Here is a 25114-nt window from a genome sequence, read left to right as displayed (position 1 = left end):
CGGGGTCTCCTCGTTTTCAGTGCAATAAGTGACGGTACGAAAAGCTAGCACTGGCGCGGAGGTGGTGTTGGTAGATCGTTGATTTCATTGACTTTCCTGTTCACTTTCAAATCTGCGATTCGTGGCGTCAAACCGTGGTCGGTTTCATCCATTGGTGCCAGTTATCGATGCATTTGGCCGCGAAGGCAGGATTTGGTCAGCATAGCGGTCAACCGGGAAGCGAAACACACCCCGCAAGTTGATGCTCTCCAGCCTGGTGGGCGCAATCTTCCCGATCAGTTCCGGTGGAATGACCTGGCGGCGGTTCGACCAGCGATCCAGGACCGCCTGCATCTGTGAGGTATTCCACGCCATCACGATGTTGGCCATCAGGCTCAACGCATCGGCCACAGCCTGCATTTCATCGACACGTTTGGCCTGCGCCGGGCTGATCCGGCCGGTATAAATGGCGCGCTTGAGGGCGTTAACAGCCTCGCCCCGATTGAGCACCCGGCGCAACTCGTTCCTGAAAGCGTCCTTGACAAAGTAGTCAGCCAAAAACGCCGTACGCAGCAACCGCCCCAATTGCACGCCAGCCTCATAGATTGGATCGCCCTGGGCGGCAGAACCGAACCGCGCAAGAGCTGCCACCGCACTGGCATGTCCGCTCATGACCGAGGCTGCCAGGTGCACCAGACTATCCCAATGCTTTTCGATCAAAGCGACGTCGACATTGGCTTCGCACACCGCAGCGATTTCTGCGGGCACTTTGGTGCCGCGTGGCACAAAGAGGTGGCGCTGTTTGAGTTCCTTCAACCGCGGGCAAAGATCAAAACCAAGCAAACGGGCATGTGACATGGCAAAGTCGGTGTAGCCATGGGTATCCACAGCAAGCTGGCTGGTCTCCAGCTTTTCTTGGCGGATGACACCTTCAATGGCCACGCCCGCCTGGCGCTCATTGAGCACAAAGGGCTGCGCATGGAAGATGCCCCACCGGTCTTTTACATGGGAGTAGATTCCAATGGAAGGTGTGTTGCGCCGAGGATCAAGCCGGGCTTGCCACACCCGTTTGGTGGTCTCCATGCTCATCATGTCAGAAGATGCCAAATCGGACCGCCCCCAGGTGGCGGCAATCGGGTGTCGCTGCATGAATTCCAGCACAGCCTGGCAGGCCTGGCTCAGACGCCGTTCGTCCCGCGCCCAGCGCATGGCCTGGCGAATGCTGGTGGCAGACAATTGCGGAATCATGCGCGCGCATTCGACCGCAGTCAGACTGGTGCCGTGGGCCATGATGCCGGCATAGACCATCAGCAGCTCGTCGGTAGAGCGCGGCTCACGTCCGAGCATGATCCAGCTAAAGCGCACCTGGGCGTCAACGGCCAGAATCACTTCCGGCAATTGAACCTCACCGATGCGGTGATCCAAAGCCGCGCGCAGCTTGGTCACTTCTGGGTCTTCGTCCTCTGCGGGCAATGGCGACAAATGGAGTTCATCATCCACGCGCAGTACGCCACTGCGGGCTGCAGCGGCCACCGCATCGACACCGGCAGTTACTCTGGCCAGCAAAGGCTTCAAGAAAGTGGCAGCCTTGCTGGGTAACGATAGACGGGCATAGTGTTTCTTGGACTCTGCCTGCCAACGCTCGTCCGTGAAGAACAAGCGCGCACGACCCCGAAAGCTCAGGCTGTGCTCAATCCAGACCGAGCCATTGCGCACCGCGCGGCGCAGGGCAAACAGGGTGGCCACCTCCAACGCCTGAAACGCCCGTTCCCGGTCTGGGCTGGAGATCGAAACCTGCCAGATCATTCCCAGACTTGGTGCCACCACTTCAACTGGCAGCTTTCTGGATCCTTTGAGATATAAAGCTTGCAGCTTGGCAAGGTACTCGATGGCAGGATGCTCGCCGGTGGCCTGCCAGGGCAGCTTTGCAATGGCGACGAGCAACGACCGCACGGGGCGAATTCCATCAATCAATCCCTCGCGGACCAGGGAGGCCCTGCTCGGTGGTTTGCGTTTCTGGGTTTCGGTGATCAAGGCTTCAAGACGGGCACGCAACTCAGCATCTGGCACCGCACCTTGCGCGCTCAAGGCAACAAGTTCGCCGAGCAGCGTTTTGTACATTGCGGCCCAATTGACGGTAGCGGGGACATCGGCGGCAGCCTGACGCCACAGATCGGCGATCCGGCGCTGCACCATAAGGATCAACTGGTCTGTGGTGGTGAACAGGCAATACCGAAGAAAGCATGCGACCTCCACGGTGCGCGCTGGCTCTTTGATCTTGGCTCCGGCTGAGGGCGGCCTGGAGACAAGTCGGCGCGCGTAGCGGCGCAAGATGAGATCGGGGATGTCTGCCAGGTGCTTATGAACGTCCAGCGTGTAAAGCAGGTCGATGCGCTCCAGTACCTCGCTGATTTGGCGGGTTGAGTGTTTCGCCGGTGCAGCCCATAGCCAACTCTGCTGGGTTTGTCCATCTGGGCGCAGCTCTGAAACTGAGGCTCGCCAGCGATCAAGTGTTGCTGGATCAACGCTGGCGGCGATGGCGGTGCCTGTTTCAACTTCAAGCTGGGCAAGTGCCGCCGCAATCAGTGTCCGAATTGCCCGCTCGTGCACGATCACCAGCTTGTTCTTGTACAGCCATTGACGCGCCCGCACGAGTAGCTGATCGCGGTCGGCGCAGCGCGCCACTTCGTCGCGCAGTTCACGTACCAGTGAGCGGCGCTGGTGCTCGCTCATCCACTGGAATCCAAGGACCGTGCAGGCTACTTGTTGGTGATCGAATAGCGTGCGCCCGCGTTCATACATGGCTCTCAGCGAGGCGACTTCTGGTGCTGCAATGCCAAGCTCGTTGCCAAGGTGGCGCCACAAGGCTACTGGAATTACCCGAAAGGCACCGAGCAAACGCCCACTCATGCGCAGGAAACCAATATGGAGCGCCAGACCAAGCTTGTGGGAATCACCTCGGCGTGCATTGATTGCGTCGCGCTCGGCACCATCGAAGGTGAAAAATGCCTTCATCTCGAAGTCGCTGATATCGCGGGGGAGCCCACGCATCCCCAAAAACGTTGTGTGCCAACCCTGCATCGTGAACCTCAAAAGTGGGAGGCCACCATACCCGTTTACAAAGCGAACAGGAAAGTCAATGAAATCAACGGTCTACCCAGACCACCCCCGCGCCAGTGCTAGCTTTGCGTACCGTCACTTATTGCACTGAAAACGAGGAGACCCCACCTCGCGCCACGCCAGACGACGGCGCCCGGTGTAGACGCTGCCAGGCCGCGGATAGGCCTGCCACCGTCCTGTTTGCGTGCAGAACTGGACCAGCAGCCGGCGCTCGCGCGTGGCCGCCCAGAACGCCGCGGTGTCCATGTAGTGGCCGATGGCCACAGTCGAAGTTCGAAGACCGCTCATCGGTCCAGCACGAGCGCGCTGCTCATCATCCAGGCCCGGCCATAGGCGAGGCCGCCGATGCCCGTGACCAGCGCATTGCGCGGATCTTCGACCTGGGTTGCGCCGCCTTCGCCGAAGAGCTGGCGCACCGCCTCCACCAGGCCCAGTCCGCCGGCAGCCAAGCCTGGTTGACCCGCGGAGAGTTGGCCCCCGCCCGTGTTCAGCGGCAAGCCGCCGCTGAATCTTAGATCGGTCTTCTCGATGAAGGCGGCGCCCTCGCCCCGGCCGCAAAACCCCATGTGCTCCAGCTGCATCAGGACGGCGATGGTGAAGTCGTCGTACAGCTGCAGCATGTCGATCTCCTGCACGGTCAGGCCGGCCTGGCGCAGCGCGCGCGGACCGGCCTGGACGAAGCCCGACGCGAGCAGGTCGGGCGGCTGTTCCTGCACATCGTGGTTCGTGCGTTCGGCGTAGCCGGCCAGCCGCGCGCATTTGGACAATCCCATCGCGGACGCCGTCTCGGCCCGCATCATCAGGACGCCGTTCGCGCCGTCGCAGAACATCACGCTGTCGAGCAGGCGCAGCGGATCGGAGACCTTGCGCGACTTCAGGTAGTCGTCGAGGGCAAGCGGTCTTCGCAGCTTTTCGCATGCGCGCTCGTTCTCCAACGCGTGCCCGCGCTGTGTGAGCACGATCTTCCCCAGCGCGGCATCGAGCGCACCGTAGCGCTGTTCATAGGCGTTGTGCAGCAGCGCAAAGAAGCCGGGCGGGCGCGTCATGCCGGTCGGCGCGATGAACTCGTCGTGGTAGCCGCGGAACTCGGCGGCAAAGTGGGTGCTGGGAGCGTCGGCGCCCAGCACGAGCGCCACCTTGCAGTGCCCGTCGCGCAGCGCCGAAGCCGTTGCGGCCACGGCGGACAACATCGCGCAGCCGCCCGTGGTGCCGGTCGCCAGCCAGTCGAGCGCCAGTCCCAGCGCGTCCGACATGAAGGCCGCATGGAAGGGATTGCTGCCCTCGCTCAGCGCGGCCGTGACCGCCAGCCCGTCGATATCGGCGGGCGCGATGCCGTACTTGCGTGCGAGCTCGTCCAGGACGTCCGCCGCCAGGTCGTAGGCACTTCGACCCGACCCGAAGACAACGGGTGTTTCGGCATAGCCGCCGATGACGATGTCGGATGCCGCCATCCGGCCTACGCTGCCGCCGACGATGGCGCGATGCTGTCGATGTACTGCTGCTTGAGCTTGCGGCGCGCAATCTTGCCGCTGTCTTCGCGCGGCAGCACCGGCATGCTCAGCAAGAACCTGGGGCAACGCAGGCCTCCCAGTCTGTTCTTGAGCGTGGCCCGCATCGTTTCGAGGTCGACGCGCGCGCCGGCGTGCGGCTCGACCACGAGGACCAGGACTTCGCCGAGGTCCCGGTCGGCGATGCCGAAAGCGACGCAATCGCGCACCTCCGGCAACTTCATCGCTTCCTCTTCGAGTTCCGCCGGAAGTATGTTCACGCCGCCGGAGATCACCATGTCCTTCTTGCGATCGCTGATCCACAGGAAGCCGTCCGCATCCAGATGCCCGACGTCGCCGAGCGTGATCCACTCGCCGCGTCGAAGCTCCGTCAATGCCTCGGGCCGATTGTGGTAGGTCACCAGATCGGCAACGTCGGCGTGAACGAGGATCTCGCCCTTGTCGCCGATGGGCACCGGATGTCCTTCGTCATCGACGATGGCGATGCGGACGCCCTCGGGCGCCTTGCCGACGGTGCCTGGGTGCGACAGCCATTCCTCGGACGTGCAGGTCGCGATCACGCCGATCTCGGTGCCGGCGTAGTACTCGATGATGACCGGGCCCCACCAGTCGATCATGGCCTGCTTGACATCGCGCGGGCACATGGCCGCCCCATGCGTCACGGCGCTCAGCGTCGACGTATCGAAAGCGGCTCTGCGCGCCGGCGGGAGGTCGAGCAGCCGGCTGAACATCGTGGGCACCACATGCATGTGGCTCAGGCGATGGCGCTCGACCAGGTCGAGAAGATCATCCGCGTCGAAGCGCGGCTGAAGCACCAGGACTTCGCCGAAGCGCAAGCTGTTGAGCGCATAGACATAGGGTGCCGAGTGGTAGAGCGGCCCCGTCAGCACGGCCCGGATCGGCCGAATCTCTTGCCCGTGCGCCAGACGAACCCTCAGGCCGAACTTCGCCGCGAGCTCGGGCGTGCCGTTGGCGCGCTGCACGCCCTTCGGGCGGCCCGTCGTGCCGGAGGTATAGAGCAGACTGGCCGGCGCCGCGACCGGCAAGGCCGTCGAAGGCTCCGATGCCTGGAGCCAGCCTTCATAGTCGACCGTGCCCGGGTTCGCCGTGCACGACGCATCGGACAGCCGATAGGCCTGCCGGATCTCGGGCGGCGACGCGGCTTCCAGCACCTTGCAGGCCTCGGGCACCGCGGATGCAACGCCCTTGAGCAGATCGGTGTGCGCGACGAGCACACGCGCTTTGCAGTCCTCGAGGATGAAGGCGATCTCGTCCCGGTTCGCATGCCAGTTCAAAGGCACCGCAACGATGCCGGCGCGGTTCGCGGCCAGCGTCATTTCGAGCACCGGAAAGTCATTGCGCATGAGGATGGCGACGACATCACCGGGCCTCAATCCCCATGCCGCCAGGCCGCCCGCCGCTCGAAGGACGCGCTGCGCCAAGGTGTCGCCGTCCAGGCTACGGCTGCCGCTGATCAGGGTTGCGTACATCTTGTGGGGCCTTCGCGAAAAGGGCGTGCGCCATGGCGTGCGCTAGACGACGGCATCGTCCAGGGTGGTCGCCCGGCGCAGCTCACGCCTGGCCGAGATGTCGTACCTGCGTCCGCGGTGAAGAACGCAGCGGTTGTCCCACATCACCAGATCTCCCACGTTCCAGCGATGCCGGTACACGAATTCCCGCTGTGTCGCGTGCTCGAGAAGCTCCGCAAGCAGCATCCGGCCTTCGGCCACCGGAAGGCCTTCGACGTGGCTCGCGTGCGCGCCGATGAAGAGAAACTTGCGCCCGGAGCCGGCGTGGGTTCGAACCAGCGGCCAGTTGACCGGCGGCATGGCATTGCGTTGCGCTTCCGAATAGTCGGTGTCGCCGAGCAGGAAGCGGGAGTTCAGTGCGTAGTGCTCGGCACGCAGCCCTTCCAACTCGGATTGGAGGTCCCGAGGCAGCGCGTCGTATGCCGCACGCATGTCGCAGAACTCGGTGTCGCCGCCCGACGGCGGAACCACCACCGCGGAGAGCATCGAGTAGCGGGCAGCAGGTTGCTGAAAGGAGCTGTCGCTGTGCCAGAGCTGGTTCGCGAAGTTCCCGACCACCTCGCGCGCATCGCGTTGCGCGACCTTGCCGTCGAGACTGACGTTCGAGATGTCCGCCAACTCCGCGTACTTGAATCTCGAAGGTCTTTGATTGACCTTGATGAAACCGCCTTCGAGTGGCCCGAAATTGCGCGCGAAGGCGATCTGCTGATCCTGACTCAGGGGCTGCCCCCGGAACACCAGCACCGACTTCTCGTCCATTAGCCGTTCGATCTCTCGGACCTCGGTCGAACCCAAGGCCTCTCGAAGGTCGATGTCTTCGACCCCTGCGGCGAAAAGAGGATGAAGGGGATTTGCGACGACGCTCACTTTTTTGCTCCTTTTCTAAGAGACTGTTTCAAAAAGACGGCTCAGCGCGCCTGAAGATGTTCCAGCAGACGAGAGAGCAGCCGAGTTTTATCATGGCGGTAGTCTAGAAATGCCGGGCCATATGGTCTAATACCTTCCATCAGCGCGAGCGATACGGGATCGGTATGGCTCTCCGGCAGCCGGAGCCAGCCACCAGGAGTGAAGAATGGAGTTTCGACAGCTTCGCTATTTCGTTGCTGCCGCGGAGGAGGGCAACGTCGGTGCCGCCGCGCGGCGGCTGCATATTTCCCAGCCCCCGGTCACGCGACAGATTCACGCGCTCGAACAGCATCTGGGCGTGTTGTTGTTCGAGCGCAGCGCGCGCGGCGTGCAGCTCACGCCCGCCGGGGCCGCGTTTCTCGAAGATGCACGGCGCATGCTCGAACTGGGTCGGACTTCCGTGGACCGGTCCCGCGCCGCCAGCCGGGGCGAGATCGGCCAACTCGATATCGGCTACCTCGGCACGGCGATCTACCAGACCGTCCCGGCATTGCTCCATGCGTTCACGCAGGCGGTCCCGGGGGCGACGCTGTCTCTGGCCCTGATGCCCAAGGTGCGGCAGATCGAGGCCCTGCGTGCCGGCACCATCCATCTCGGTGTCGGCCGCTTCTACCCCCAGGAGCCTGGAATCACGGTGGAGCACCTGCACTACGAACGGCTGTATATCGCAGCGGGTTCGAGCATTGCGCGCCAGCTGAGACAGGATCCGACGCTGCTGCGGCTCAAGAGCGAGTCCCTCGTTCTTTTCCCCAAGGAGGGGAGGCCGAGTTTCGCTGACGAAGTGATCGCCTTGATGCGCCGGGCCGGGGTCGAGCCGCGCGTGACGGCGATTGTCGAAGATGTCAACGCGGCCCTCGGGCTCGTCGCGGCCGGCGCCGGCGTCACGCTGGTCCCGGCCTCGGTGGCCGCGATTCGGCGGCCCTTCGTCCGGACGATGGAGATGGCCGATGCGAGCGCCAAGGTGCCGGTCAGCCTGACTTACCTGACCGACTCTCGCGTACCCGTGCTTCGCGCATTTCTCGATGTCGCAAGACGCGGGAAAGGACAGAAATAGCGCGGCTGGCTACGTGTACGATTTCGTGTTCGAACGCGAACTCCGTCAAGCAACTCGACCATCCATCGCCGCCGTCAGGCGCCAGCGCGAAGACGACTACCATCGAGATAGATCACCCGCCGCGTGGCGCCCGCAACGGGCCTCCTCGAAGGCGAATGCAACCCCGCTCCCCTCAGCACGGCACATGGCCACCCAAGATCGAACCCAGGCGGCACGCAAGAAGACATCGGGCCCGGCCGCGGCCAAACCCGCCAGCGAATCGACGCTGTACGTGCAATCGGTCGAGAAGGCGATGAAGGTGCTGATGGCCTTCGACGGCTCCAAGCGCCAGCTTTCGCTGTCCGAGATCTGCACGCTCACGCAGCTCGACCTGAGCGCCGGGCAGCGCTTCACTTTCACGCTCACGGCGCTCGGCTACCTCAACAAGGAATCGGAAAGCCGCAAGTACGAGCTCTCGCCGCGGCTGCTCGACTTCACCTACCATTACCTGGCGTCGAGCGACGTGGTGAACCGCGCCACGCCCTTTCTGCAGCAGCTCAGCCAGATGACGGAGGAGGTCTGCAACCTCACCGTGCTCGACGGGCCGGACATCGTCTTCGTGCAGCGCATCGTGAGCCGCAACGTGCTGCATCCCAACGTGATCGTCGGTACCCGCCTGCCGGCCTACTGCACCGCGCCGGGGCTGGCGCTGCTGTCGACGCTGCCCGAGGCCGAAGTCGATGCGCTGCTCGACGCCAGCACGCTGGTCAGGCACACGCCCAGGACCATCGTCGACCGCCGCAAGATCAAGGAGCGCGTGGCCGTCGCGCACGCGCGCGGCTTCGTGCGCACCGAGGACGAGTACTTTCTCTCCGACATCTCCACGGCCGCGCCGATCACCGATGCGCGCGGGCGCGGCATCGGCGCGATCAACGTCGCGGTGTCGCGTGCACGCTGGGAACCGGCGCGCGACGAGCAGCGCTTCGCCGACCTGGTGCGCAGCACGGCCTTCGCCGTGTCGGCGCCTCGGCGGCACGTCGCCTAGCAGCGAGGCCCGGGCGGGGCCTGCGATTCAGCGGCCCTTGAAATGCGGCGTGCGCTTCTCTGCGAAGGCCGCGCGTGCTTCGCGGAAGTCCTCGCTGTCGTCGGCCCGCGCCACCATGGCGTCGAGCTCGGCCCGCCGTTGCGCGACCTGGCCGGCGAGCACCGCATTCAACTGCGCCTTCGAACCGGCGATCGACAAGGGCGCGGCGGCGGTCATCGGTGCGCCGAAGCGCAAGGCCGCCTCGACGACATCGCCCTCGGCCACCGCGTCGGCGAAGCCGGTGCGGCCGATCTCGTCGATGCCGAACATCTGGCCGCTGTAGAGCCAGCGCCGCGCGTTGGAAGCGCCGATCAGCCAGGCCAGGCGCTGCAGCTGGATGGTCGGATAGACCAGGCCCAGCTTCGCGACCGGCACGCCGACGCGCGCCGTCGCGTCGGCCACGCGGAAGTCGCAGCACATGGCCAGGCTGCAGCCGCCGCCGGCACAGACGCCGCTGATGGCCGCGATCACCGGCAGCGGGGCGCTCTGTACCGCGGCATAGGCCTCCTGGATGCGCTGGCGGTAGACCTCGGCGTGCGCGGGATCGGCCTTGGCCGCCGCGAAGGCGACGATGTCGTCGCCGGCGCAGAAGTGGCCGCCGCTGCCGGTGAGCACCACGAGCCGGACCGAGCGGTCCTGCGCGAAGCGCTCGAAGGCGGCCTTCAGGTCGGTCCAGGCGTCGAAGTCGCAGGCATTGCGCCGCTGCGGGCGGTCGATGGTGACGATCGCGGTGCCGTCGCCGCGCTGATCGATGAGGATGTCCGGCCCGTCGAGCACGGTGAGGTTGCAGACCTCCTCCGTCATCTGGCTGAGCTGCTGCAGAAAGGGCGTGGCGCGGTTCACCACGTCGCTCGACGCCAGGTAATGGTAGGTGAAGTCGAGCAGCCGCGGCGAGAGCTCGTACTTGCGGCTTTCCGATTCCTTGTTGAGGTAGCCGAGCGCCGTGAGCGTGAAAGTGAAGCGCTGCCCGGCGCTCAGGTCGAGCTGCGTGAGCGTGCAGATCTCGGACAGCGAAAGCTGGCGCTTGGAGCCGTCGAAGGCCATCAGCACCTTCATCGCCTTCTCGACCGATTGCACGTACAGCGTCGATTCGCTGGCGGGTTTGGCCGCGGCCGGGCCCGATGTCTTCTTGCGTGCCGCCTGGGTTCGATCTTGGGTGGCCATGTGCCGTGCTGAGGGGAGCGGGGTTGCATTCGCCTTCGAGGAGGCCCGTTGCGGGCGCCACGCGGCGGGTGATCTATCTCGATGGTAGTCGTCTTCGCGCTGGCGCCTGACGGCGGCGATGGATGGTCGAGTTGCTTGACGGAGTTCGCGTTCGAACACGAAATCGTACACGTAGCCAGCCGCGCTATTTCTGTCCTTTCCCGCGTCTTGCGACATCGAGAAATGCGCGAAGCACGGGTACGCGAGAGTCGGTCAGGTAAGTCAGGCTGACCGGCACCTTGGCGCTCGCATCGGCCATCTCCATCGTCCGGACGAAGGGCCGCCGAATCGCGGCCACCGAGGCCGGGACCAGCGTGACGCCGGCGCCGGCCGCGACGAGCCCGAGGGCCGCGTTGACATCTTCGACAATCGCCGTCACGCGCGGCTCGACCCCGGCCCGGCGCATCAAGGCGATCACTTCGTCAGCGAAACTCGGCCTCCCCTCCTTGGGGAAAAGAACGAGGGACTCGCTCTTGAGCCGCAGCAGCGTCGGATCCTGTCTCAGCTGGCGCGCAATGCTCGAACCCGCTGCGATATACAGCCGTTCGTAGTGCAGGTGCTCCACCGTGATTCCAGGCTCCTGGGGGTAGAAGCGGCCGACACCGAGATGGATGGTGCCGGCACGCAGGGCCTCGATCTGCCGCACCTTGGGCATCAGGGCCAGAGACAGCGTCGCCCCCGGGACCGCCTGCGTGAACGCATGGAGCAATGCCGGGACGGTCTGGTAGATCGCCGTGCCGAGGTAGCCGATATCGAGTTGGCCGATCTCGCCCCGGCTGGCGGCGCGGGACCGGTCCACGGAAGTCCGACCCAGTTCGAGCATGCGCCGTGCATCTTCGAGAAACGCGGCCCCGGCGGGCGTGAGCTGCACGCCGCGCGCGCTGCGCTCGAACAACAACACGCCCAGATGCTGTTCGAGCGCGTGAATCTGTCGCGTGACCGGGGGCTGGGAAATATGCAGCCGCCGCGCGGCGGCACCGACGTTGCCCTCCTCCGCGGCAGCAACGAAATAGCGAAGCTGTCGAAACTCCATTCTTCACTCCTGGTGGCTGGCTCCGGCTGCCGGAGAGCCATACCGATCCCGTATCGCTCGCGCTGATGGAAGGTATTAGACCATATGGCCCGGCATTTCTAGACTACCGCCATGCTCACAGAAAAAGCCATTGCCGACAGCCCCAACGGCGGCGACGCCGATCGCAAGGCGGCGCAGATCGAAGCGATCGAAACGGTGATCGTCGATCTGCCGCTGCGCCGCATCCAGCAGTTCGCCCGCCTGGGCGCCAAGCATCAGAGCAGCGTGCTCATCCGTCTCCATACGAAGGGCGGCATCGTCGGGATCGGTGAGTCCATCACGCCCTGCGGTCCCTGGTGGAGCGGCGACAGCGTCGAAGCCATTCAAGCCACGATCAACCACTACCTGGCGCCTCTCGTCGTCGGCGAACCGGCGCTCGATGCGTCGCGCATCATGGCGAAGCTCCATGGCCGCGTGGCCGGCAATGCCTTCGCCAAGGCCGGCATCGAGATGGCACTGCTGGACGCGGTCGGCAAGATCGTCGATGCCCCGATCCACGTCTTGCTGGGAGGACGCTTTCGCGACCGGCTCAGCGTCGCATGGCCGCTCGCCACGGGCGACGTGAACCAGGAGGTCGACGAGGCGTTCCGCATGCTGGAGGCAGGCAAGGCCGGGGCCTTCAAACTGAAGATGGGCGCGCTGCCGCTGGCGCAAGACCTGCGGCGTGCATTGGCGATCGCGAAGGAACTCGAGGGCAAGGCGAGCCTGCGCGTCGATCCCAACGAAGCGTGGGACGAGCCGACCACGATGCGGGCACTGGCGCCCCTGGAGGCGGCCGGCGTGGAAATCATCGAGCAGCCCGTCGCCCGCTGGAATCTCGATGCGATGGCCCGCATCCACCGGCAAGCGCGAAGCATGCTGCTGATCGACGAGGGTGTGCAATCCCTGCACGACGCGAGCGAGGTCGTGAAGCGGGCCGCGGCCGGTCTGGTATCGCTGAAGATCATGAAGACCGGCGGGATGCGCCCTGCACGCGCGATGGCCGACATCGCCAATGCCGGAGGCATGCACGTGTACATGGGCACCTTTCTGGAGACCTCGATAGGCACGGCCGCCAACATGCAACTGGCTGCATCGATCGAGTCGCTGCCCTACGGGGGCGAAGTCATCGGGCCCTTGCTGATCGAGGAGGACCTGTGCGAAGTCCCCGCGGTCTACAAGGAACATGCCCTGTGGCTCCCCGAAGGCCCGGGCCTCGGAATCCGACTCGACGAGAACCAGGTGCGGCGCTTCGCGCGTGCTTCGTCCCAGCGCATCGATCGTCACAGCGCCTGACGCGCCACATCCACCCGATTCATCTTTTTTGAAGAGAAAGCACCATGACAAATCCCCGCGTCCATGAGATCGCCACCGCCATGCTCGATGCCGTGCGCAAGGTCCTGGTCCAGCAAGAAGTGACCGAAGCAGAGTATCGAGCGGGGGTGATGTACATGATGCAGGTCGCCGAGGCCAAGGAAATGGGCCTGCTCTGCGATGTCTTCCTCAACAGCACGATCGTCGAGATCAAGGCCGCCGCCACGCGCGGATCGGCGCCCGCCATCCAGGGGCCGTACTTCAAGGAGGAAGCGCCCTTCGTCGACGGCAAGCTCAAGACCTACGACAGCGACGACCACAAGCCGCTGCTTCTGCATGGAAGCGTGAAGGACGAAGCCGGGCGCGTCGTGACCGATGCGGTCATCGACATCTGGCACTCGACGCCGGACGGCCGCTACAGCGGATTCGGCGGCTACCACGGCGACATGCCGGTCGACTACTACCGGGGCAAGGTCCGCACGGACGCGCAAGGCCGGTGGCGCGTGCAGACCACGTTGCCGGCGCCCTATCAGATCCCGAACAAGGGGCCGACCGGCGCCCTGCTCACCATGATGGGAAGCCACACCTGGCGCCCTGCGCACGTTCACTTCAAGGTCCGCAAGGACGGCTTCGAGGCACTGACGACGCAGTACTACTTCGAAGGCGGCGAGTGGGTCGACAGCGACTGCTGCAACGGCGTCAAGCCCGAACTCGTGATGCCGGCAGCCATGGAGCAAGGCATGCAGGCGATGGCACTGGACTTCGTCATCGAGAAGTCCCGCGCCTGAGACGGCGAAGGCCAGCCACCCATGTGCCACGACACCGCCCCCGCGTTGTTCCCGCGGACCGCATCCACGGGGAGCATCGACGGTGCAATCTGCGCCTTGTGCTACGCCGGCGCGACAAGGGGACCGCGCCTTCTCGTGCTGCCGGACATCTATGGCTGCAATGCCTTCTACCGTGGCTATGCCGCGTACCTGGCAGAGCAAGGCGCCGGCGAGGTGCTCCTGGTCGATCCCTTTGCGGCGTTCGGCGAATTGGCCACAGTGACGCGGGAAGCGGCCTTCCAGCGACGTCACCGACTGGCGGATCGTGCCTACGTCGAGGAATTGATCGACTTCATTGACGGCCAGCGCATCGAGGGCGTGGTCGGCTTCTGTCTCGGTGGCCTCTTCGTGTTCGAACTGGCGCGACAGCAGGTCGTGTCGCGGCTCGTCGCTTATTACCCGTTTCCGCAGGGGCTCGAGAACCGCGACCCGCTGGACGTTCCGTTCGACTATCTGCCGGCGCTTCGTTCGCGGCATACGGTCATCGTGGGAGACGACGATGCGCTGCTGGGTACACAGAACCTGCAGCGGTTGCAAGCACAAGCCCGCGCCAACGATGCGATCGACCTGCACATCATGAACGGTGCCGGCCACGGCTTCCTGGCAGATCTCGAATCGCCGGACACGGCGCGCGCGGCCGTGGCGAAGCGCGGACTGCGCATCGGTACGACGACCTTGTTGGGGGGCTGAAGTGACCGGCGATCTGAATGAATTCGTTGCGCACTTCTGGCCGGTCAGGGTCGTCTTCGGCGCTGGATCGACCGAACGGATCCCCGCGGAGGTCAAGCGCCTGGGTGCACGACGCGCACTGGTGCTCTGCACGCCGGACCAGCGCGATCTGGCGCAGCGGGTGCTCGGCGATCTCGGCGACCTGGGCGCGGGCTTCCATGACGGCGCCGTCATGCACGTGCCCGAGGCGTCGGTCACGCGCGCCGCGCAAGCGGCCCGGGACGCCGACGCGGACCTGCTCGTGGCGGTCGGCGGCGGCTCGACCATCGGACTGGCCAAGGCGCTCGCGCTTCATCACGGAATGCGCTTCGTCGCCTTGCCGACGACCTATGCGGGTTCGGAGATGACGCCCATCTGGGGCTTGACCGCCGATGGCGCGAAGCGCACGGGCCGGGATCCTCGCGTGCTGCCCAGCACCGTCCTCTACGACCCGCATCACCTGACCTCCTTGCCGCCGGAGGTCACCGGCCCGAGCGGCATGAACGCGATCGCGCACGCCGTGGAGTCGATGTACGCCCCGGACCGCAACCCGATCACCATGCTGCTGGCCGAAGAAAGCATTCGCGCGATGGCGCAGGGACTGCCCGTCGCCGTCGACTCGCCCGGCGATCTCGATGCGCGCACGCGCACGCTCTATGCCGCCTGGCTCGCGGGAACGGTACTGGGCATGGTCTCGATGGGCCTGCACCACAAGCTCTGCCATGTGCTCGGGGGGCGATTCAACCTGCCGCATGCGCCGATGCACGCCGTGTTGTTGCCTCACGTGGCGGCCTTCAACGAGGTGGCTGCGCCCGCGGAACTCGGACGCGTCGCGGCCGCACTCGGCGCGCCGGGGCCCGGCGGCGCCGGCGCGGCCTTGCATGCATTGCTGCGATTCACTTGCACGGAAAGATCGCTGGCGGCCATCGGCATGCCGGCGCAAGGCATCTACGACGCCGCGGAACACGCGCTCGCCGATGCCTATGCGAATCCACGCCAGGCGAGCCGCGAAGACATCGCTCGCCTGCTGCGAGCCGCTTTCACCGGAGAAATGCCGGCGTGAACCGGACATCCCATGGACCTCTCGCGTCGACGATGCGAGCGACCCGACCTATCGATAAGGAGACTTCATGAACGAAAAAGCCAACACCGTCGAAACCGACGTTCTCGTCGTCGGCACCGGTCCCGCCGGGGGATCGCCCTGGCTCGAGGCCGCGAGCCATGCCGCGGAGTCGCTCGGCATCGGCCTGGACGTGCACATCATCGGCCCCGGCCAGGAACTCGAGGACCTGTACGGCGATTTCGCCCGTGTTCGCGAGATCGAGGAGAGCGGCGCATTGCTCGTGCGCCCCGACAACATCATCTGCTGGCGAGCGATGCAGTGGGAAAAGAGCGCGAGCGACCCGCTTCGCGCGGCGCTCGCACGGGCGCTCTGCGCGCACTGACTCCAGAAAAACCCGATCGGCAAGCGTGGCCAGGCGGCGGCACGCCGGCACGTGCACGCCCGCAAAACGCCGATCACCATCGCCCGAAGGAGACATATGAACACCACCATCGACATCACCGACGTCATCGAGAAGCAGTCGCCGAACCGCACGGTCGGCACGCTGCTCGTCCTGTCGTTCCTGATCATGCTGTGCGACGGCTACGATCTGCAGGCGATCGCGTTCGCGTCGCCCACGATCATTGCCAGCTGGGGCATCGAGAAAGCGTCCTTCGGCTTCATCTTCAGCGCCGGACTGCTGGGCGTGATGCTCGGCGGCTTCCTGTTCGGGTATCTGGCGGACCGGATCGGCCGTCGTCCCGCGCTTCTGCTCGGCACTTTCATCTTCAGCGCGTTCACGCTGGCTGCGGTGCTGGCGACCAACGTCACCGAGCTGGCCGCACTCCGCTTCTTTGCGGGACTGGGCATCGGCGGCATCACCCCGATATGCTTCGCGCTCAACGTCGAGTACGTGCCCAAGCGCTTCCACGCCAGCGTCGTCGGCGTCGTGATGATCGGCTACGTCATCGGGATCAGCGTCGGTGGTCTCTTCGCGGCCTGGCTCGTGCCTGTCTTCGGCTGGCAGGTCCTGTTCTACATCGGTGGATTGGCGCCGCTGGTGCTGCTGCCGATTCTGGCCATCGCGCTGCCGGAGTCCATCAAGTACCTGGTGCTTGCGGGCCGAGGCGGCGACACGATCGCGCGGATCGTCAATGCCATCGACCCTTCCGCGCAGGCGAACGCCCAGACCCGGTTCGTTCTCGAGGCCGAAGAAGCCCGAGCCAAGGTGGGCGGGTGGAAAGAGTCGGTGAAAGCGCTCTTTCGCGGCCGCCTGTCCAGGATCACGCCGGTCCTCTGGCTTGCGTTTATCGCCAACTCCGTCACGGTCTTTTTCCTGGCGAGTTGGATACCGGTCCTCACGGTCGGAACCGGCAGGCCCGCCACCCTGGCCGCGATCGGCCTGACGCTCTTCTCGGCGGGCGGCGCATTCGGCGGCCTGTTCGCCAGCCGGCTCATCGACAGGTTCGGGGTCGGTGCGATGGGCGCGGTTCCGCTGGTCGCGGCGGTCTTCGTCGTCGCGGTCGGATCGATGGCGTTCTCCGACACGGGTTTTCTGTCGATGCTCTTCATCGTCGGCTTCTTCGTACTCGGCGGCCATGTCGGCCTGATGGGGTCCATGGGCCTGTTCTACGCCAATGCCAATCGGGCCAACGGCGTGGGCTGGGCGATATCCATCGGCAAGCTCGGATCGATCATCGGCCCGGCCATCGCCGGCATCCTGATCGCGGCCAACGCCTCGATCGGCACGCTCTTCATGGCTGCCGCCGCGCCGCTGCTGATTGCCGGTGCCGGTGTCGTTCTGCTCGGCCGGCTTCAGAAGGCTTCGGACCTCGCGCACGCGACCACCGCAGGGCATGTTGCCGATCCCCTTGTCAGTTAGAGACTGTTTCAAAAAGACGGCTCAGCGCGCCTGAAGATGTTCCAGCAGACGAGAGAGCAGCCGAGTTTTAGGAACGCTTCGTGAATGTCGGCTCGACGTTCGAAGCGAATGCGAAGACGACGAAAGTTGTGAAGCCACGCGTGAGTACGTTCGACAACCCAGCGGAATTTGCCCAAGCCACTGCCGTGTTCTGTCCGGCGCTTGGCGAGCACCGGTTTGATGCCGCGCTCGCGAAGCCGCTGACGATGCGGCTCGGAGTCGTAGCCACGGTCTGCGTAGATGACTTTGGGCTTTTGAAGCGGGCGACCGCGCACGCCGCGAATTGGCGGGATCGCGTCGACGAGCGGCAGCAGTTGGGTGACGTCGTTGCGGTTCGCCCCGGTCAGGATTGCGCTGATGGGGACGCCATTTGCGTCGACGAGGATGTGATGCTTGGAACCTGGTCGCGAGCGATCCGTGGGGTTCGGACCAGTTTTTCGCCCGCCCCAACGGCTCGCACAGACGATGAATCGACGGCTGCTCGGGAGAAGTCGAGTTCGCCGGCCTCGCGTAACTTCGCCAGCAGTAGCTCGTGCAATCGCTTCCAAACGCCGGCCTTCTGCCAATCGCGCAAGCGCCTCCAGCAGGTCGGCCCCGACCCGAATCCCAACTTGGTCGACAGGTCGCACCAGCGTATGCCAGTCTTGAACACGAACAGGATGCCGTTCAGTGCAGCCCGGTTCGAAACCGGGAGCCGCCCTGGATATTTCTTGCGTCGCGGTTTCGGCGGCGGCAGCAAAGGTTCGATCAGTGCCCACAGTTCATCATCAATGATCGGCGCGCTCATCCCCTCGGTTCCAGTTGTTCAGATGGCCAAGGTTAACAGCTTGCCGAAAAGGTTAACAGCCCCCCGGGGCTCTTTTTGAAACGGTCTCTAAAACTCGGCTGCTCTCTCGTCTGCTGGAACATCTTCAGGCGCGCTGAGCCGTCTTTTTGAAACAGTCTCTTAGTAAGGGAGGCAACGACCTGTAACGCTGAGTCAACTATGGGGCCCCTACGGTCTGTGCGGAACACGCAGCTGACCGGAACTGAGAGCTTCTGTGGCTCAAGCTCAAGGAATGTCACGCCTGGCCATCGAACATGTGCGACGGAAGCTGGCACCAATGTAGCGCCTATTCCGGCGGCAGTCAGTGCAAGGGCTGTAGTGACATCTTCGACCTCGGCTGCGATTTTTGGCTCCACTCCTTCCGTTCTAAATATGGAAACTACCTTGTCGGCGAAACTTGGTCGGTCGCCGCGTGGATAAAGAATGAGGGGCACATCGAGTAGGTCTACAACTGCACGGGCACGGGAAACGCGTGTGTCCCACGGATCGGCAGCGGCGACGTGAAGCGTCTCCGTCCCAATGTTCCAACTCGACACGCCTTCGGTCACCGGATAGAAGCGCCCGAATCCGATGTCCACCACCCCTGAAAGAAGAGACTCGAGCTGAGCTTCCTTGGTCATGTGAGACACGGCGACGGTGGCGTCGGGATACGTTGCGAGGAACGTTCTGACGAACGCCGGAACCGTCTCAAAGACAGGAGTCCCAAAGTAGACGAGCTTCAGCTCACCCGATTCGCCTCTAGCGGCAGCTTGCGATCGCCGCGAAGACCGCTGCACAAGCGCGAGCAACTGACGCGCGTCATCAAGAAACACCTTTCCGGCGGCGGTGAGTTCGACGCCCCGTGCCGTCCGCTCGAAAAGCTTTGCCCCAATATCGCGTTCCAAGGCCTGGATCTGACGAGTAAGCGGTGGCTGCGATATGTGCATCCTCTGTGCCGCTGTTCCGAAACCTCCCGCCTCCGCGACCGCGACGAAGTATTTCAACTGTCTTATTTCCATGTTCCGTCCCGTTGCGCTGCCTGTTACAAGGCGATTGTGAGCAAGCACCTGCGGTCTCGCAACTAGGGAAAGACATACCGAAACCGTATGGTCTAGGCGGAGAAAAGGTATTGGACGGTATGGGATTGCCGTCTCTATTATGACTGTGCGGGGCAATTGTCGCCCACGTGTTCATGTTTTCATGACGGAGGCAAAGTGAACAAAAGAGTCAAGGATGTTGTCGATGCGATCGTCGCGGCGGTACAGCGGGTGCTCGACCAGAAGGAGGTTACTGAGGCGGAATACCGAACTGCGGTTCATTACCTCATGCAAGTAGCCGAACAGCGTGAAACCGCTCTTCTTTGCGATGTTTTTTTCAATAGCACCGTGGCTGCGACGAAGGCTCGTATTAGCGAAGGTTCAACGCCTGCTATCGAGGGACCCTACTATCGCGACGACGCCCCTCTGGTCGATGACCGGCTCAAGACTTACGACACGGACGACCACAAGCCTTTGCTTATCCAGGGAACGGTCAAAGCGGTCGACGGGAGCGTTGTCGAGGACGTGACGATTGATGTCTGGCATTCGACGCCCGATGGGAAGTACAGCGGTTTCCATGACGACATCCCGACTGATTTTTATCGAGGGAAGCTCAGGGTGGGCACCGATGGCAGCTTCCGCGTGCGCACAACGATGCCGGTGCCGTATCAGATCCCGGATCAGGGTCCCACGGGCGCATTGCTCGAAACCATGGGTGGTCACTCGTGGCGTCCCGCTCATGTACATTTCAAGGTGAAGGCGCCGGGATATGAAACGTTGACCACGCAGTACTACTTCGAAGGTGGAGATTGGATCACGGACGACTGTTGCAACGGCGTCCAGTCTAGTCTGATTACTCCCGATATTGTGGAAGAGGGTGTCCGCCTGATGAACATCAACTTCGTTATCGAGCCCGCGCGTGCGCAGGCGGGGGCAAACCCGTGAAGATTGACGCGATTGAAGCAGTGATCGTGGATGTGCCGACCAAGCGGCCGATCCAGATGTCGATCACTACCGTGCACCAGCAGAGCTACGTTATCGTCCGGGTGTATTCGGAGGGGCTCGTTGGTGTCGGCGAGGGTGGAAGCGTTGGTGGTCCCGTCTGGAGCGCAGAGTGTGCGGAGACGATCAAGATCATCGTGGAACGGTATCTCGCGCCCCACCTCCTCGGAACTGATGCGTTCAACGTTTCAGGTGCACTGCAAACCATGGCGCGTGCCGTCACCGGAAACGCCTCTGCAAAGGCTGCGGTCGAGATGGCGTTACTGGATCTCAAAGCTCGAGCGTTAGGCGTATCGATCGCCGAGTTACTTGGCGGGCCGTTGCGCAGTGCGATTCCGATTGCCTGGACATTGGCGAGCGGAGATACGAAACGCGATCTCGATTCTGCCGTCGAGATGATTGAAAGACGACGACACAATCGCTTCAAAGTCAAGCTTGGCTTCCGGTCGCCCCAAGACGATCTCATCCATATGGAGGCTTTGTCAAATAGTCTCGGATCGAAGGCCTACCTTCGCGTTGACGTGAATCAGGCTTGGGACGAGCAAGTGGCGTCCGTCTACATTCCTGAACTGGAGGCGCTTGGCGTGGAACTCATCGAACAGCCGGTCGGCCGCGAAAATACGCAAGCGTTGAGGCGGCTCTCCGACAACAACCGCGTGGCCATCATGGCCGATGAGAGCCTGAGTACGTTGGCCTCGGCATTCGATCTCGCGCGCGACCGAAGTGTGGATGTCTTTTCGCTGAAGCTTTGCAACATGGGAGGGGTCTCGGCGACGCAAAAGATAGCAGCGGTCGCGGAAGCAAGCGGGATTGCATCGTATGGCGGAACAATGCTTGACTCGACGATCGGCACATCGGTTGCACTTCAGCTCTATTCTACGGTTCCATCGCTTCCGTTCGGTTGCGAACTGATCGGTCCCTTCGTGTTGGCAGACACGCTGAGCCACGAGCCACTCGAGATCCGGGATTACGAACTGCAGGTTCCCACTGGCGTAGGTCACGGCATGACGCTTGACGAGGACAAGGTGCGCCAATACGCACGCGTCAGCTAGGCAAAACGCGCAGCGCAGGCCGCGGCTGTGGATCGCCTCGAATGCAACTGCGCATGTGTAACTGGAGACTAAATATGTTATCAGACGGCGTTGAGATCACGTCGCGCTCGGGTGGTCGCTTTGGTGCCTACCTCGGAAAGCCGACGACGGACTCCGCACCCATCGTCGTGATCGCGCAGGAGATTTTCGGGATCACGCCTTTCATAAGAGAAACCGTGGAATGGCTCGTTGGTGCGGGCTTTGGTTGCGTGTGTCCGGATCTGTACTGGAGACAGGCGCCGAATATCGAGCTTGATGCAAACGTACCATCGGAACGGGAACAGGCGCTTGCGTTGTTTCGCGACTTTGACATGGAGGCAGGAGTCAATGACCTTTCATGCGCCATTGAATACGCTCGTGCGCTCCCTTTCTCGAACGGTCGTGTCGCTGTAGTCGGGTACTGCCTGGGAGGTGCGCTGGCGTTTGATGTGGCGGCGCGATCATTGGCCGATTGCTCAATCGGCTATTACGGCGTGGGACTTGAAAAAAAGGTCTCACTGGTGCCAGCTATTACACGACCGGCGATGTTCCACATGGGTACCAAAGATCACTATGTCACAGAAGAGGCCCGTAGCATTCTCGAAGAGCATTTCGGTCGAAACAAAAATCTGAGTCTGCACTGGTATCCAGTGGGGCATTCATTTGCACGGTCATCCAGCCCAAATTTCGATCAGGCGGCGACAACTGTGGCCAATGCTCGGACGCTCGAACTGCTTGCAATGTTGAAGGACCCTTCATGAAGAAGTTCACGCTTGACTACCTGAGCCCGAGGGTCGTCTTCGGGGCGGGCACTGCTTCTGCATTGCCAGATGAAATAGGACGCCTTGGCGCACGCCGGCCCTTGGTATTAAGCAGCCCGGAACAACGCGAGTTAGCGAAGGATATCGTCCGTCCGATAGGTGACAGGGTAGCTGGATATTTCGATGGCGCGACGATGCATGTTCCCGTCGACGTCATCCAGAAAGCCGAGCGGGCTTTTAACGATACTGACGCCGACTCAATCATCGCGATCGGGGGAGGATCGACCACCGGACTCGCAAAAATCCTTTCGATGAACCTTGACGTCCCAAGTCTGGTTATACCAACGACCTATGCCGGTAGTGAAATGACTACCATTTGGGGTGTCACGGAAGGCGGAATGAAGAGGACCGGCCGCGACCCCAAGGTGCTACCGAAGACCGTGATTTATGATCCATTGCTCACGGTCGATTTGCCGCTTGCTATCTCGGTGACGAGCGCCTTGAATGCGATCGCTCACGCCGCAGAAGGTCTGTACTCGGCCGACCTCAATCCCGTTCTCGAGACCATGTGTAAGCAGGGCATATGCGCCTTGTTCGATGCAATCCCGCGCCTGGTGGCAAAGCCGACTGACGCCGAAGCGCGTACGGATGCCCTTTTTGGGGCATGGATGTGTGGCACTGCACTGTGCCACTTGGGCATGGGGCTACATCACAAACTCTGCCACACGCTTGGGGGAACCCTTAATCTTCCCCACGCGGAGACACATGCAATCGTACTACCACACGCACTGGCATACAATCTGCCGTACGCCGCGCCAGCTGAGCGACTGCTTCAGGAAGTCGCCGGCAGTAGTGACGTCCCGAGCGCGCTATATGATCTCGCCAGAAATGCTGGAGCACCACTCAGTCTCGCCGAAATCGGTATGCGGCCTGAAGATATTCCGAGGGTACGCGACCTCGCGCTAAGGGACCAATATCCGAATCCGCGTCCGCTGGAATCGGACGCATTGGAAACATTGTTAGTCAATGCGTTTCGTGGGCGAAGACCGGATTTCAAATAATGTGACCTGCACTCCGCGTTTAGTACGGTAGCGGTGAAGAGCCCGTTCCAAAGTCGACATCGGGTCTTCAAGCTAAAGCGAAGCACATGAATTTGCATCCACTGTTCCTTGTGGAGCATCGCCAGCCTTCGCGCGAAAAAGGCCGACTGTACTGGAGGTGGCTCGGATTTTCTTTGCGCGAAGTGGCTCATTTTTACTTTGCGCGCAACAAAGGCTCTTCAGCCTTACTATTCATCGCGCGTTAAAGACGGTGAAGTTTAAAAAATCGACTTGGCCGAACGCGAGATGAACAATCCCTGTTTCTTCTCACAAAGAGAGAGACATAACAATTGACGGAGGAAGACATGGCATTGACGATCGAAACCGACGTGCTGGTCGTTGGCACCGGGCCGGCGGGCGCTTCGGCGGGGGCACTGCTTGCGCGATACGGTGTCAGGACGATGCTCATTAACAAGTACAACTGGACGGCTCCGACGCCGCGTGCCCACATCACCAACCAACGCACAATGGAGATCCTGCGTGATCTCGGTCTCGAAGCTGAAGCCCGCCTCTACGCCGCGCCGAATGACCTAATGGGCGAGAACACCATCTGCGCCTCGTTGGCCGGCGAGGAGTTCGGTCGGATTCGCACCTGGGGGACGGATGTTCGCCGGCGCGCCGATTACGACGAATGTTCGCCGACCTCCATGTGCGACCTGCCACAGAACTATCTCGAGCCGATTCTCGTCAAGTCGGCCGCACTCGACGGCTGCAAGGTGCGCTTCGACACAGAGTATCTTGGACACGAACAGGATGCTGACGGCGTGTCGTCGCGCTTGCGCGATCGTCTGAATGGCGAAGAGTTTACCGTCCGGTCGAAATATCTGATCGGCGCCGACGGCGCCAACAGCCGCGTCGTGTCAGACCTGGACCTGCCGCTCGAAGGTACCATGGGCAAGTCCGGTTCCATCAACTTGCTGTTCGAGGCTGATCTCGACCGCTACGTCGCGCATCGTCCATCGGTCCTTTACTGGGTCATCCAGCCCGGCTCCGATATCGGCGGTCTCGGCATCGGCGTGGTGCGCATGGTCCGGCCGTGGAACAAATGGCTGGCGATCTGGGGGTACGACGTCGAGCAGGGCCCGCCGGAGATCTCGGAATCCTTCGCCCGCCGCATCGTCCACAATCTGATCGGCGATGACAGCGTGCCGCTGAAAATTGAGGGCATCTCGACCTGGACGGTCAACGACATGTACGCGACCCGGTTGCAGCAAGGACGGGTCTTCTGCGCCGGCGACGCGGTCCACCGGCATCCGCCGACCAACGGACTCGGCTCAAACACCTCCATCCAGGACAGCTTCAATCTCGCCTGGAAGATCGCCATGGTGCTGAACGGCACGGCCGACGAGAGCCTGCTGGACACCTACACGATCGAGCGGGCGCCGATCGCGAAGCAGGTGGTCTGCAGGGCGAACAAGTCGCTTGAGGATTTCCCGCCGATCGCGATGGCTCTGGGGTTGCCGCAGGCCAAGAGCGCCGACGAGATGAAGAGCAACATGGCTCGCCGCAAGGAACCTGGGCCCGAGGCGCAAGCGCAGCGCACGCGGTTACGCGAGGCCATCGCCGGGACCAATTACGTTTACAACGCCCACGGCGTCGAAATGAATCAGCGTTACGACAGTCCCGCGATCGTGGCAGACAATTCGCCGGACGAAGTCTTCCGCGACGTCGAGCTCTATCACCAGGCGTCGACGCGGCCTGGAGCGCCCATGCCGCATGTCTGGGTCTATGCGAGTGGTGATGGACACCGTATCTCAACAAAGGATCTCTGCGGGAAGGGCAACTTCACTCTCTTTACCGGGATTGGCGGCGCAGCCTGGCAGGATGCCGCGGCGGCCGTGAGCCGGCAACTCGGGGTGGCAGTGACGGTGCGCATCATTGGGCCTGGCCAGGCCTACGAGGATCATTACGGCGACTTCGCGAGAATTTCCGAGATCATCGACACCGGCGCCATCCTGGTGCGGCCGGATTTCCACGTCGCCTATCGGGCGACGTCCTTGCCGGCCGATGCGGCAGGCGACCTCGTGTCCGCCATGAGGCGGATCCTCGGACGCCAGTCAGAGAGGTCGAGCGCGCTGCGCGTTACGTCTCGAGCTATATAAGGAGTGGCGTCG

At 63.0% G+C, this 25114-nt stretch carries 20 protein-coding genes and 2 pseudogenes; 13 read left to right on the top strand and 9 right to left on the bottom strand.

Going from position 1 to position 25114, the window contains the following annotated elements:
- Nucleotides 1-144: 144 nt before the first annotated feature.
- The 4 genes from ACIGJG_RS33415 to tfdA form a co-directional block, all read right to left on the bottom strand.
- Nucleotides 145-3060 carry a Tn3-like element IS1071 family transposase gene (locus ACIGJG_RS33415; RefSeq protein WP_003049965.1) on the bottom strand — a complete coding sequence of 972 codons (2916 nt, stop codon included), beginning with the start codon at nucleotides 3058-3060 and terminating at the stop codon, nucleotides 145-147.
- A gap of 323 nt (nucleotides 3061-3383) precedes the next feature.
- The gene (locus tag ACIGJG_RS33410) at nucleotides 3384-4550 is read right to left on the bottom strand and encodes a thiolase family protein (protein ID WP_011178401.1); all 1167 of its coding nucleotides are present in this window, start codon (nucleotides 4548-4550) and stop codon (nucleotides 3384-3386) included.
- 5 nt (nucleotides 4551-4555) lie between these two features.
- Nucleotides 4556-6097 (bottom strand): acyl-CoA synthetase, encoded by a 1542-nt coding sequence (locus ACIGJG_RS33405; protein WP_011178400.1) that lies wholly within the window; start codon nucleotides 6095-6097, stop codon nucleotides 4556-4558.
- Between the two features lie 42 nt (nucleotides 6098-6139).
- On the bottom strand, nucleotides 6140-7003 hold the full coding sequence (gene tfdA / locus ACIGJG_RS33400; RefSeq protein WP_011178399.1) for an alpha-ketoglutarate-dependent 2,4-dichlorophenoxyacetate dioxygenase: 864 nt from the start codon (nucleotides 7001-7003) through the stop codon (nucleotides 6140-6142).
- Between the two features lie 205 nt (nucleotides 7004-7208).
- Between tfdA and ACIGJG_RS33395 the strand changes: the two genes are divergently transcribed.
- Complete coding sequence (locus tag ACIGJG_RS33395; protein ID WP_011178398.1) at nucleotides 7209-8096, top strand: LysR substrate-binding domain-containing protein; 888 nt, start codon at nucleotides 7209-7211, stop codon at nucleotides 8094-8096.
- 184 nt (nucleotides 8097-8280) lie between these two features.
- Nucleotides 8281-9120, top strand: coding sequence for an IclR family transcriptional regulator (locus tag ACIGJG_RS33390; RefSeq protein WP_011178397.1), 840 nt, complete (start codon nucleotides 8281-8283; stop codon nucleotides 9118-9120).
- A gap of 27 nt (nucleotides 9121-9147) precedes the next feature.
- Here ACIGJG_RS33390 and ACIGJG_RS33385 read toward each other — a convergent pair whose 3' ends face one another.
- The 3 genes and pseudogenes from ACIGJG_RS33385 to ACIGJG_RS33375 form a co-directional block, all read right to left on the bottom strand.
- A complete protein-coding gene (locus ACIGJG_RS33385; RefSeq protein WP_227978825.1) occupies nucleotides 9148-9936 on the bottom strand; it encodes an enoyl-CoA hydratase/isomerase family protein in 789 nt (262 codons plus the stop codon).
- A pseudogene (locus tag ACIGJG_RS33380) lies at nucleotides 9913-10539 on the bottom strand (helix-turn-helix domain-containing protein); the annotation flags it as partial. The pseudogene ACIGJG_RS33380 and the gene ACIGJG_RS33385, both read right to left, overlap by 24 nt.
- Nucleotides 10508-11395 (bottom strand): LysR substrate-binding domain-containing protein, encoded by an 888-nt coding sequence (locus tag ACIGJG_RS33375; protein WP_011178398.1) that lies wholly within the window; start codon nucleotides 11393-11395, stop codon nucleotides 10508-10510. The gene ACIGJG_RS33375 and the pseudogene ACIGJG_RS33380, both read right to left, overlap by 32 nt.
- Nucleotides 11396-11506: 111 nt before the next feature.
- Between ACIGJG_RS33375 and ACIGJG_RS33370 the strand changes: the two genes are divergently transcribed.
- The 6 genes from ACIGJG_RS33370 to ACIGJG_RS33345 all read left to right on the top strand — a co-directional run bounded on the left by ACIGJG_RS33370 (nucleotide 11507) and on the right by ACIGJG_RS33345 (nucleotide 17186).
- Entirely contained in the window at nucleotides 11507-12709 is a 1203-nt protein-coding gene (locus ACIGJG_RS33370; protein ID WP_011178394.1) for a muconate cycloisomerase family protein, read from the top strand.
- Nucleotides 12710-12753: 44 nt separating this feature from the next.
- Entirely contained in the window at nucleotides 12754-13515 is a 762-nt protein-coding gene (locus ACIGJG_RS33365; protein WP_011178393.1) for a chlorocatechol 1,2-dioxygenase, read from the top strand.
- Nucleotides 13516-13650: 135 nt separating this feature from the next.
- Complete coding sequence (locus tag ACIGJG_RS33360; RefSeq protein ID WP_235005010.1) at nucleotides 13651-14244, top strand: dienelactone hydrolase family protein; 594 nt, start codon at nucleotides 13651-13653, stop codon at nucleotides 14242-14244.
- A gap of 1 nt (nucleotide 14245) precedes the next feature.
- A complete protein-coding gene (locus ACIGJG_RS33355) occupies nucleotides 14246-15325 on the top strand; it encodes a maleylacetate reductase (RefSeq protein WP_011178391.1) in 1080 nt (359 codons plus the stop codon).
- A gap of 67 nt (nucleotides 15326-15392) precedes the next feature.
- Nucleotides 15393-15707 carry an aromatic-ring hydroxylase C-terminal domain-containing protein gene (locus ACIGJG_RS33350; RefSeq protein ID WP_483674388.1) on the top strand — a complete coding sequence of 105 codons (315 nt, stop codon included), beginning with the start codon at nucleotides 15393-15395 and terminating at the stop codon, nucleotides 15705-15707.
- Nucleotides 15708-15803: 96 nt separating this feature from the next.
- Nucleotides 15804-17186 carry an MFS transporter gene (locus ACIGJG_RS33345; RefSeq protein ID WP_011178389.1) on the top strand — a complete coding sequence of 461 codons (1383 nt, stop codon included), beginning with the start codon at nucleotides 15804-15806 and terminating at the stop codon, nucleotides 17184-17186.
- An 8-nt stretch (nucleotides 17187-17194) separates the two neighbouring features.
- On the opposite strand, the gene ACIGJG_RS33340 is transcribed toward ACIGJG_RS33345, so the two are convergent.
- Both ACIGJG_RS33340 and ACIGJG_RS33335 read right to left on the bottom strand, forming a co-directional pair.
- Nucleotides 17195-18012 (bottom strand): IS5-like element ISJp4 family transposase gene (locus ACIGJG_RS33340; protein ID WP_086004422.1). Its coding sequence is split into 2 segments (ribosomal slippage): nucleotides 17195-17664 and nucleotides 17664-18012, totalling 819 coding nucleotides; the frame shifts between segments, so codons are not numbered across the junction.
- Between the two features lie 236 nt (nucleotides 18013-18248).
- Nucleotides 18249-19049, bottom strand: a pseudogene (locus ACIGJG_RS33335) (LysR family transcriptional regulator); the annotation flags it as partial.
- A gap of 195 nt (nucleotides 19050-19244) precedes the next feature.
- Here ACIGJG_RS33335 and ACIGJG_RS33330 point away from each other — a divergent pair.
- From ACIGJG_RS33330 to tfdB, 5 genes are all read left to right on the top strand, one after another.
- The gene (locus ACIGJG_RS33330; protein ID WP_011178386.1) at nucleotides 19245-20012 is read left to right on the top strand and encodes a chlorocatechol 1,2-dioxygenase; all 768 of its coding nucleotides are present in this window, start codon (nucleotides 19245-19247) and stop codon (nucleotides 20010-20012) included.
- Nucleotides 20009-21121 carry a chloromuconate cycloisomerase gene (tfdD, locus tag ACIGJG_RS33325; RefSeq protein ID WP_011178385.1) on the top strand — a complete coding sequence of 371 codons (1113 nt, stop codon included), beginning with the start codon at nucleotides 20009-20011 and terminating at the stop codon, nucleotides 21119-21121. Before ACIGJG_RS33330 ends, tfdD begins: the two co-directional genes overlap by 4 nt.
- Before the next feature lie 41 nt (nucleotides 21122-21162).
- Nucleotides 21163-21900 carry a dienelactone hydrolase family protein gene (locus ACIGJG_RS33320; protein ID WP_223995859.1) on the top strand — a complete coding sequence of 246 codons (738 nt, stop codon included), beginning with the start codon at nucleotides 21163-21165 and terminating at the stop codon, nucleotides 21898-21900.
- Complete coding sequence (locus tag ACIGJG_RS33315) at nucleotides 21897-22961, top strand: maleylacetate reductase (RefSeq protein WP_011178383.1); 1065 nt, start codon at nucleotides 21897-21899, stop codon at nucleotides 22959-22961. Before ACIGJG_RS33320 ends, ACIGJG_RS33315 begins: the two co-directional genes overlap by 4 nt.
- A gap of 344 nt (nucleotides 22962-23305) precedes the next feature.
- Nucleotides 23306-25102, top strand: coding sequence for a 2,4-dichlorophenol 6-monooxygenase (gene tfdB / locus ACIGJG_RS33310; RefSeq protein WP_011178382.1), 1797 nt, complete (start codon nucleotides 23306-23308; stop codon nucleotides 25100-25102).
- Nucleotides 25103-25114 lie beyond the last annotated feature (12 nt).

The organism is Cupriavidus sp. C1SS-2L (assembly GCF_057073735.1).
This window is presented reverse-complemented; position numbering and strand designations above follow the sequence as displayed.